Origin of the sequence: Azospirillum griseum (assembly GCF_003966125.1) — a bacterium.
Lineage (GTDB): Bacteria > Pseudomonadota > Alphaproteobacteria > Azospirillales > Azospirillaceae > Azospirillum > Azospirillum griseum.
The window spans coordinates 1-1,371 of sequence record NZ_RXMA01000095.1; the positions used below are offsets into that span (position 1 = coordinate 1).

General features: G+C 56.1%; 1 rRNA gene. It reads left to right on the plus strand.

Annotated features, from left to right (window positions below):
• Positions 1 to 3: 3 nt before the first annotated feature.
• A 23S ribosomal RNA gene (locus EJ903_RS26285) occupies positions 4 to 1,371 on the plus strand; the annotation flags it as partial.

Here is a 1,371-nt window from a genome sequence, read left to right on the forward strand (position 1 = left end):
CGAGATCAAGCGTCTGAAGGGCATCTGGTGGATGCCTTGGCACTGAGAGGCGATGAAGGACGTAGCACGTTGCGATAAGCTGTGGGGAGCCGCGAGCAGGCATTGATCCGCAGATTTCCGAATGGGGAAACCCACCCCTTTGGGGTATCCCACACTGAATCCATAGGTGTGGGAAGCGAACCCGGCGAACTGAAACATCTAAGTAGCCGGAGGAAAGGACATCAACCGAGACTCCGCTAGTAGTGGCGAGCGAACGCGGACCAGGCCAGTGATTGCTTCTATATAACCGGAACCGTCTGGAAAGTCGGGCCACAGTGGGTGATAGCCCCGTACGGGTGAACCGGAAGCAATCCACGAGTAGGGCGGGACACGTGAAATCCTGTCTGAACATGGGGGGACCACCCTCCAAGCCTAAGTACTCCTCAGTGACCGATAGTGCACCAGTACCGTGAGGGAAAGGTGAAAAGCACCCCGACAAGGGGAGTGAAACAGTTCCTGAAACCGGATGCCTACAAGCAGTCGGAGCCGCCTTGCGCGGTGACGGCGTACCTTTTGTATAATGGGTCAGCGACTTAGAGTATGCAGCAAGCTTAAGCCGATAGGTGGAGGCGCAGCGAAAGCGAGTCTGAATAGGGCGACCGAGTTGCATGCTTTAGACCCGAAACCTGATGATCTAGCCATGGGCAGGTTGAAGGTGCGGTAACACGCACTGGAGGACCGAACTCACGCCTGTTGAAAAAGTCGGAGATGACCTGTGGCTAGGGGTGAAAGGCCAATCAAATCAGGAAATAGCTGGTTCTCCGCGAAAGCTATTTAGGTAGCGCGTCGGATATTGCCTGCGGGGGTAGAGCACTGGATGGGCTAGGGGGGCGCGAGCCTTACCAAACCTAACCAAACTCCGAATACCGCAGAGCACAGTCCGGCAGACAGACGGTGGGTGCTAAGGTCCATCGTCGAGAGGGAAACAGCCCAGACCGCCAGCTAAGGTCCCCAAATCACGGCTAAGTGGGAAAGGATGTGGGAAGGCCATGACAACCAGGAGGTTGGCTTAGAAGCAGCCATCCTTTAAAGAAAGCGTAATAGCTCACTGGTCTAGTTAAGCCGGCCTGCGCCGAAAATGTATCGGGGCTCAAGCCGTGTACCGAAGCTGCGGATGTGATCTTTGATCACGTGGTAGCGGAGCGTTCCGTAAGCCTGCGAAGGGTGTCCGTGAGGCCGCCTGGAGGTATCGGAAGTGAGAATGCTGACATGAGTAGCGACAAAGAGTGTGAGAAACACTCTCGCCGAAAGTCCAAGGGTTCCTGCGCAAGGTTAATCCACGCAGGGTGAGCCGGCCCCTAAGGCGAGGCCGAAAGGCGTAGTCGATGGGAA